This window comes from Pelagimonas sp. (assembly GCF_050633425.1).
Taxonomy (GTDB): domain Bacteria; phylum Pseudomonadota; class Alphaproteobacteria; order Rhodobacterales; family Rhodobacteraceae; genus Pelagimonas.
Genome location: NZ_JBOEGM010000047.1, coordinates 1 through 7,295 on the forward strand (window position 1 = coordinate 1; position 7,295 = coordinate 7,295).

Below are 7,295 nucleotides of genomic sequence, written 5' to 3' on the forward strand. Positions count from 1 at the left end.
CCATATTGGCCGGATGACCATTGACATATTTGAACCCATAGGTCTCGCCGTCGCTCGTCGGCATCAGTTCGATGACACCCTCTTTGGAGTGAGAGGCAACGCGGGGTGTTTTGTCAAAAGATTCCCATCTCAAGAAATCAGACTCGATATAGCTCGCGATCTCGGCGATCATTTTCGAAGCACCGATGGTGTTCACGATCTTCATCATATTGTCGACGCTGACGAAGGGGACCATTGCGAGTTTAGAAGGTTCAAGGTTTGTGACCGGTTTTGCTGCAAGATTGTTCATGTGTTTTGTCCGATAAGTCTGTTCAATTAGCGTTTTGAAAGATGAATACCCGCCATCATGCAGCGGACAGAGCCGCCGGCGGTTTCGATGGTTGGGATAGAAATAGGGAGAAGCGTAGCGCTCTTTTCGATGCGCGACTTCTGATTGTCGGTGAGACTGTCGACACCGCGTGACGAGATCGCGAGATATCTCTGTGAGCCTGCTGAGAGTTCCATGGCGTTGCCCGCGAACTCGTCGATCTGAGCTTCACTAAGCTCGATCACGTCGCGGCCGGATTCCTTGAGACGGTCGACAACGGCTGTACGCCGTTCCGCATCGACCATCATTTCGGTAGAGACGAGAGCAAAGCTGGTGCCAACCGCCATGATGACATTGGTATGGTAAACCGCCTTGCCATCTCTGTTGGCCGCTTTGAACGCCATGGGTTCAAAATTGAAGTTGGTGCAAAACCGCTCAAGAATGATTGGATCAGCGCGGTTGGACTCTGCCGTGTAGGCCACACGCTCAATGTGATCGAGCACCATCGCGCCAGTGCCTTCCAAAGCTAAATCGTCCTGTTCCAAGCCGGAATAATCGATCACATCCTGGACACGGTAATTTCGCTTAAGGAATTCGATCACATCCCAGCGACGTTCAAGTCGGCGGTTTTCAGTGAACATCGGATACACGGCGATGTGCCCGCCAGTGTGTGTGGAGAACCAGTTATTGGGGAAAACAGAGTCCGGCGTTTGACGTTCACCATGATCTTCAAAGGTGTGCACAACGATCCCGGCTGCCTCCAGCTTGTTAACTGCGGCATCGAATTCGGCGAGTGCTGAAATTGCCTCTTGGCCGGTTACAGAACCACTACAGGTTTGAAATGAGTTGTCCTCAGCGGTTTGCGGATTTGCGGTAAATTTGTGGGGTCTGATCATCACCACTGCGGCAGGTGCCTGTTGTGTCGACATAGAATTCTCCTCGTCAAAAGTCCCGTGTCGGGCTGTTCATGCGCAGTTAGCTAGTCTCTCTGCTCATCTTTTTTGGGCAGGGCGCTTGACTCTGGTTCGCGCTTCTCTCTAACATTGGTATACTATACCAGTCAGAAGGTAAAGATGTGAAGACACCGATCTTAGACGTACGCGACATTGAGAAGTCATTTGGGAGCGTAAAAGTACTCAAGGGCATCAGCGTTGAGGCTCAGGCTGGCGATGTGGTTTCGATCCTGGGTGCGTCCGGGTCCGGGAAAAGTACCTTTTTGCGCTGTATCAATCTGCTTGAGATGCCCGAAGCCGGCGAGATCAATGTTTCAGGCGAAAAGATCAAGATATCGAGAGACCGTCACGGCAAGGGTGTCGTCGAAGACAAGCGTCAGGTTGAAAGACTGCGCTCGCAATTGTCGATGGTGTTTCAATCGTTCAACCTTTGGGCACATCTTACGATCCGCGAGAACATCATGCTGGCGCCTATGAAGGTGCTGGGCAAGTCGAAGGCTGAAGCCGGTGAGCTTGCTGACAATTTAATGGAACGTGTTGGCGTGTACGCACGCAAAGACGCTTATCCAACGCACATATCAGGCGGCCAGCAGCAACGCGCTGCGATCGCGCGCGCGTTGGCTATGGAACCCCAAGCTCTGCTTTTCGATGAGCCAACATCATCGCTGGACCCTGAACTGGTCGGCGAAGTGCTCAAAGTCATGCGGGAGCTGGCTGAGGAAGGTCGAACCATGTTGGTCGTTACTCACGAGATGGCATTTGCCCGCGATGTGAGTGACCAAGTGATTTTCCTTCATAACGGCGAGATTTCGCAATCTGGATCGCCGAAGGAGATGTTTTCCAAGCGGCCGAAGGGTGAGCGTTGGGGTGAGTTTCTGGCCCATGCCAGGAATTGAGTAGCAGCGAAATGTTCAACCAAACTACTGAATCAACAAGGAGGACTATCCAATGAAAAAACTAATCGCAGCAACACTCGGTGTCGCCGCCATGATGAGCGCAGTGTCGTTCACAGCAACGACAGCGATCGCCGAAGACAAGCTTACAATCCGCTGGGGTACGAGCCCAGGTTACAAGCCATTCATTTTCAAAAACGAGGACGGAACACTGACTGGCTTCGATTTTGAAGTTGGTGCAGCGCTTTGCGCTGAGCTGAAGGCAGAATGTACCTGGGTTGAGCAGGCGTGGGATGGCATCATCCCTGGCCTTCAAGCCAACAACTACGATGCTATCCTTGCGTCCATGTCGATCACGGCCGAACGCTCGAAAGTCATTGACTTCACGATCCCCTATCAGGCGTCGCCAACAGTGTTCATCGCCAAGAGCGGTGTCGAACTGAATGATGCCTATGAAACTGGTTTGGAAGGCGTGACCATCGGCACCCAAGCAGGTACGGTTCAGCAGAAGTTTTTGGAAGCCAAGTTTCCAAAGGCAACCATCAAAACTTACCCTTCACAGGACGAGGTTTGGCTGGACATGAAATCGGGTCGCGTTGACGCGACATTCGTCGGTGCGCCACAAGCAGAGTCGTGGCTCAAAAGCGATGACGGAGCAGGTTTCGCGCTTGCCGGTACTGAGCACGAAAGCCAGGAATTCTTTGGCGTGGGTGCGGGCATCGGTGTGCGTCAAGGCGAAACTGAATTGCGTGATAAGTTGAGCGCAGCCATTCGCGCGATCGAAGCAAACGGTGAGTACAAAAAGATCAACGACCGTTACTTCGAGACTAACATCTATCCGGCGACAAACTAATGCAAGTTGCGGCGCCTCTGTTATGAGGCGCCGCTCTTAACTTCTAGAAAGTACCGTATGATCGAAAACCTTCAAAATTTTCTGCCTTATGTTCTGAAGGGCACGTGGATTACGATAACGCTCAGCCTGACTTCGCTTGCCATCTCCATCGTGTTTGGATTTCTGGGCGCTACGATGAAATTGAGCGACAGTCCAATACTCCGCGCGATCGGTTCTTTCTACACGACACTAATCCGAGCCGTTCCCGAGCTCGTGCTCATGTTGATCATCTTTTTCGGTGGGCAAATTTTGATCAATCATATCGTTGCCAGCACCGGCATATTCGAGCGGTTTGAGATCAACCAGTTCTTTGCTGGTTCTGTGGCAATTGGGTTTATCTTTGGCTCGTACATGACCGAGGCATTTCGCGGTGCCTACCTTGCTATTCCAAAGGGACAGATCGAAGCGGCTAAGGCCTTCGGTATGCGTCCGCGCGTATGGCTAAAAGAAATAGTCTGGCCGCAGTTTATCCCACTTGTCCTGCCGAACTTTACCAATAACTGGCTGATCTTGATGAAGACCACTGCGCTTGTATCGATAATCGGCTTGCAGGACTTGACCTACACGGCGCAGCAGGCTGGTAAATCGACATCCGAGCCATTCATCTTTCTGTTGGTCGCATTCTTCATCTATCTCACGCTGACATTCATGTCAGACCTCGCTCTCCGCGCACTTGACCGCCACTATCAGCGGGGGCAGGCAGCATGAACTTCGATATCATCATAGAGTTCTTACCGAAATTTTTCGACGGGCTCTACGTCACACTCTGGATCGTGTGCATATCACTTATTACCGGTAGCGCGTTATCACTCCCGTTGGCACTGGTTCGTGTCTATAACGTTCCCATCCTTGGCACTTTCTCTCGCATCTATTCCTATGTCTTGAGAGGCACGCCACTGCTGGTTCAAATCTATCTACTCTATTATGGCCTCTCTCAATTTGAAGCGGTTAGAGAAAGCTGGGTCTGGTTTTTCCTTAAGGATGCTGGGGTCTGCCTGCTTGTAGGGTTCACTCTGAATCTCGCTGCATATGTTAGCGAAATCGTTCGCGGTGCACTCATGTCCATACCCAGAGGTGAAATCGAAGCTGCCCGTGCTTATGGCATGTCTGAGTTGAAAGTTATCCGTCATGTGACTTTGCCCGGTGCGCTGCGACGTACGATCCCTCCGCTTTCAAACCAAGTGATTTTTTTGGTTCACTCAAGTGCTATCGCAAGTGCTATCACGGTTATCGACATCCTTGGAGTGGGTAGAGAATTGAACGCAACCTATTATGTTTCTTTAGAAGGATTTGTTGCCGCAGCGGCGTTCTATGTTGTTGTGATTATGGCAATCACTGTCGTCTTCCGGTTCTTGGAAAAGCGATATGCAGGTTTCCTCTTATAGGGTTAGGTGATCACAACAATGACCCCTCCAAAAAGCGCAATAATTATCGGTGCGGGTATTGTGGGGGCATCACTAGGCTATCACCTCTCAAAGTTTGGTATCGAGACAACGCTGATTGACGCAGCTGCACCTGGAGCTGGTGCGACGGGGCAAAGCTTTTCTTGGATCAATGCAAACTATGCGGCGACCCCAGAATACTTCGCATTGCGGATGCAAGGTCTTGCCGCCTACGACGAACTGTCCGCCGATCTTGGTGCCGAGTTTGGTTTTCGAAAGTGCGGTTCTCTGTATTACGGCGCAACCGAAGCTGAGCTCACAAAGATGTACCAACAGCTGAGGCGGCAGAACTATCCTGTTGAGTTGATCGGTAAGTCTCGTTTCATGCAGCTGGAACCATTGGTAGCTGAAGCGCCGGACATATGCGTTTATAGTCCTATCGAAGGAGCTTTGGATCCCGTTCCGGCAACAAATGCTTTTCTCAAAAGAGCGGTCAAGTCGGGCTCTAAGCTGCTTCTAGGTTGCGAATTTCTCGACTTTCTACGCGATGGCAAAAAGATTTCTGGCATCAATACAACTTTTGGCACCCTATCGGCAGACGTGGTCGTCGTTGCAGCTGGTGTGAACTCAGGGGCTATACTATCGGGCGCAAATGTCCATTTGCCGATGGACAATGGGCAGGGCGTTATCGTCCACACGGAGCCGGTCAAACGTTGTATTGAGCACCTCATAATGGCCCACGGTGTGCACGTACGCCAAGAGTTGGATGGTCGATTGATCGCGGGTGAAAAGTTCAGTGGTGGCTTGGATCCGAAGAATCCAACGAGACTTGCAGCGGTCATAGAGGAACGACTTCGCACGTTGTTGCCATCAATTGAGGGTATTTCTATTCGGCAAATCATGACCGGAACAAGACCGATGCCAGCTGATGGCTTTCCAGCTGTAGGTTACGTGACAGAATGTGAAGATCTCTACGTCGCAACGACCCATAGCGGGATTACATTGGCACCCATAATCGGCAAGTTGGTTGCTGACGAGATAGCGAACGGAAATAGAGCCGATTTACTCAAACCTTTCGGTCCAGATCGTTTTAGGGAAGATCAGCACTGAGATGTTTTGAACTTGGCGGGTCAATCAACAAACAGGAACAACGTGTTGGCGAATTCGAAACCCCATACCGGTCCAATCAACGAGAGGACGCTTGTTCAGTTTCAGGATGACCTTCCAGAATCTGCCGATGTCGTCATTATTGGTGGTGGCGTCGTTGGAGTTTTTGCCGCCCTCTATCTTACACGTCTTGGCCAGAAAGTGATTGTTTGCGAAAAGGGCAGGGTTGCTGGTGAGCAGTCTTCTCGAAACTGGGGCTGGAACGCCAGCAGGGCAGAGACGCGGCTGAACTCCCGATAATGATGGAAGCCATTAGACTATGGGAAGATATTGATACCGAATTGGGTGGATCAACAGGCTTTGTCAGGACCGGAACAACCTATCTTGCCAGCAGCGAGCAAGAGCTTTCGGACATGTCCGATTGGCTGTCGATCGCGAAGGCCAACGGCCTAAAGTCATCTAATCTGTCAAGTTCACAGATCGATACACTCGTTGATCGTCCTTCTGGATATCAGAAGCACAAATGGGCGGGTGGTATCCACACAGCCAGCGATGCTCGCGCTGAACCATGGAAGGCTGTTCCTGCTGTAGCTAGGCTAGCTCAGAAAGAAGGTGCCCGCATACGAGAGAATTGCGCTGTGCGTACGCTGGCCTCTCACGACGGCCAGGTGAGGGCGGTTTACACTGAAAGCGGAAAGATCAGTACCAATCATGTGGTTCTTGCAGGCGGTGCTTGGTCGTCGCTATTCTGTCAACGACACGGCATATCGATCCCTCAATTGTCGATAAAGGCGACTGTGGCACGGACTGCGCAACTGCCTGATTTTCATTCAGGCTGTGCAGTCGATGAACAGTTTGCCTTTCGTCGACGGGAAGATGGAGGGTACACTATTGCAGTGGCAGACAATCAAGAATTCTATCTCGGGCCCGATGCGCTGCGTCATTCAAAGCACTACCTACCGGTTGCAAAGCGCAGCTTTAAAGCAACAACGTTGAGATGGGTAGCGCCAACCGGTTTTCCAGATCAATGGAGAGTGAGTCGAAGTTGGGGAAGAGATGAAAAGTCGCCTTTTGAAACCACACGCGTTCTTGACCCTGAACCTAACATGAAATCCATTGCTAGAGCACAAGATCTGTTTGCAAAACGCTTTCCTGACGTCGGAAGGCCGAAGATTCTCGACTCTTGTGCTGGCATGGTTGATGCGATGCCTGACGTTGTGCCAATCGTTGACAAACACCCCCAGTTTGAAGGCTTTGTCATCGCGACAGGAATGAGTGGGCACGGGTTTGGAATTGGACCAGGCATTGGGAAAGCAGTGGCGAACTTGGTAGTTGGAAACCCCACCGGACATGATCTGGCAAGGTTCAGATTTGCGCGATTTACGGATGGCAGCTTGCTGAAACTTGGACCAGGACTATGACCTCCGACAAACGTACATTGATCTCAGCTACAATGTCTCTCGCAGACGACGACTTCATGACAGGAAAGAATTGGCAGGTCTGCCATGACCTCTATCAAATGAATGAGGGTCAGCAGACCTATGACTTGGTTCATGGGCTAGTTCATCTTATCGAAGGTGACTTGTCCAATGCAGCGTATTGGTTCCAACGCGCTGGTGTGAACCAGTTTTCTAAAGATGTTGAAGCTGAATGGAAGCATACTCTCGACCGTTTGAATGCCGAGCGTGAGTAACAACGTTGGGGCGGCGTCGATACAGTACGCGAGGCTTTCTTCGCTTGCATTTACACAGATCGCATAAT

Annotated in this window: 9 protein-coding genes and 1 pseudogene; 8 read left to right on the forward strand and 2 right to left on the reverse strand. The window is 51.0% G+C overall.

Going from position 1 to position 7,295, the window contains the following annotated elements:
- Positions 1-289: pseudogene (locus ACRBB0_RS25955) on the reverse strand (ornithine cyclodeaminase); the annotation flags it as partial.
- A 26-nt stretch (positions 290-315) separates the two neighbouring features.
- Entirely contained in the window at positions 316-1,236 is a 921-nt protein-coding gene (gene ctlX, locus ACRBB0_RS25960; RefSeq protein ID WP_431377372.1) for a citrulline utilization hydrolase CtlX, read from the reverse strand.
- Between the two features lie 146 nt (positions 1,237-1,382).
- Here ctlX and ACRBB0_RS25965 point away from each other — a divergent pair, with 146 nt between their 5' ends.
- The 8 genes from ACRBB0_RS25965 to ACRBB0_RS26000 are packed head-to-tail and all read left to right on the forward strand — an operon-like array spanning position 1,383 to position 7,227.
- Positions 1,383-2,156: an ABC transporter ATP-binding protein gene (locus ACRBB0_RS25965; protein WP_431377373.1), complete on the forward strand. Its 774-nt coding sequence runs from the start codon at positions 1,383-1,385 to the stop codon at positions 2,154-2,156.
- A 52-nt stretch (positions 2,157-2,208) separates the two neighbouring features.
- On the forward strand, positions 2,209-3,006 hold the full coding sequence (locus ACRBB0_RS25970) for a transporter substrate-binding domain-containing protein (RefSeq protein ID WP_431377374.1): 798 nt from the start codon (positions 2,209-2,211) through the stop codon (positions 3,004-3,006).
- Positions 3,007-3,063: 57 nt separating this feature from the next.
- Entirely contained in the window at positions 3,064-3,753 is a 690-nt protein-coding gene (locus tag ACRBB0_RS25975; RefSeq protein ID WP_431377375.1) for an ABC transporter permease subunit, read from the forward strand.
- Positions 3,750-4,430 carry an ABC transporter permease gene (locus ACRBB0_RS25980; RefSeq protein WP_431377376.1) on the forward strand — a complete coding sequence of 227 codons (681 nt, stop codon included), beginning with the start codon at positions 3,750-3,752 and terminating at the stop codon, positions 4,428-4,430. The genes ACRBB0_RS25975 and ACRBB0_RS25980 overlap by 4 nt, the downstream gene beginning before the upstream one ends.
- Positions 4,431-4,448: 18 nt before the next feature.
- A complete protein-coding gene (locus tag ACRBB0_RS25985) occupies positions 4,449-5,537 on the forward strand; it encodes an NAD(P)/FAD-dependent oxidoreductase (RefSeq protein WP_431377377.1) in 1,089 nt (362 codons plus the stop codon).
- 45 nt (positions 5,538-5,582) lie between these two features.
- The gene (locus ACRBB0_RS25990; RefSeq protein WP_431377378.1) at positions 5,583-5,834 is read left to right on the forward strand and encodes an FAD-dependent oxidoreductase; all 252 of its coding nucleotides are present in this window, start codon (positions 5,583-5,585) and stop codon (positions 5,832-5,834) included.
- The gene (locus ACRBB0_RS25995; RefSeq protein ID WP_431377379.1) at positions 5,834-6,955 is read left to right on the forward strand and encodes an NAD(P)/FAD-dependent oxidoreductase; all 1,122 of its coding nucleotides are present in this window, start codon (positions 5,834-5,836) and stop codon (positions 6,953-6,955) included. The genes ACRBB0_RS25990 and ACRBB0_RS25995 overlap by 1 nt, the downstream gene beginning before the upstream one ends.
- Positions 6,952-7,227, forward strand: a complete 276-nt coding sequence (locus ACRBB0_RS26000) for a hypothetical protein (RefSeq protein WP_431377380.1) — start codon at positions 6,952-6,954, stop codon at positions 7,225-7,227. The genes ACRBB0_RS25995 and ACRBB0_RS26000 overlap by 4 nt, the downstream gene beginning before the upstream one ends.
- Positions 7,228-7,295: the final 68 nt, after the last annotated feature.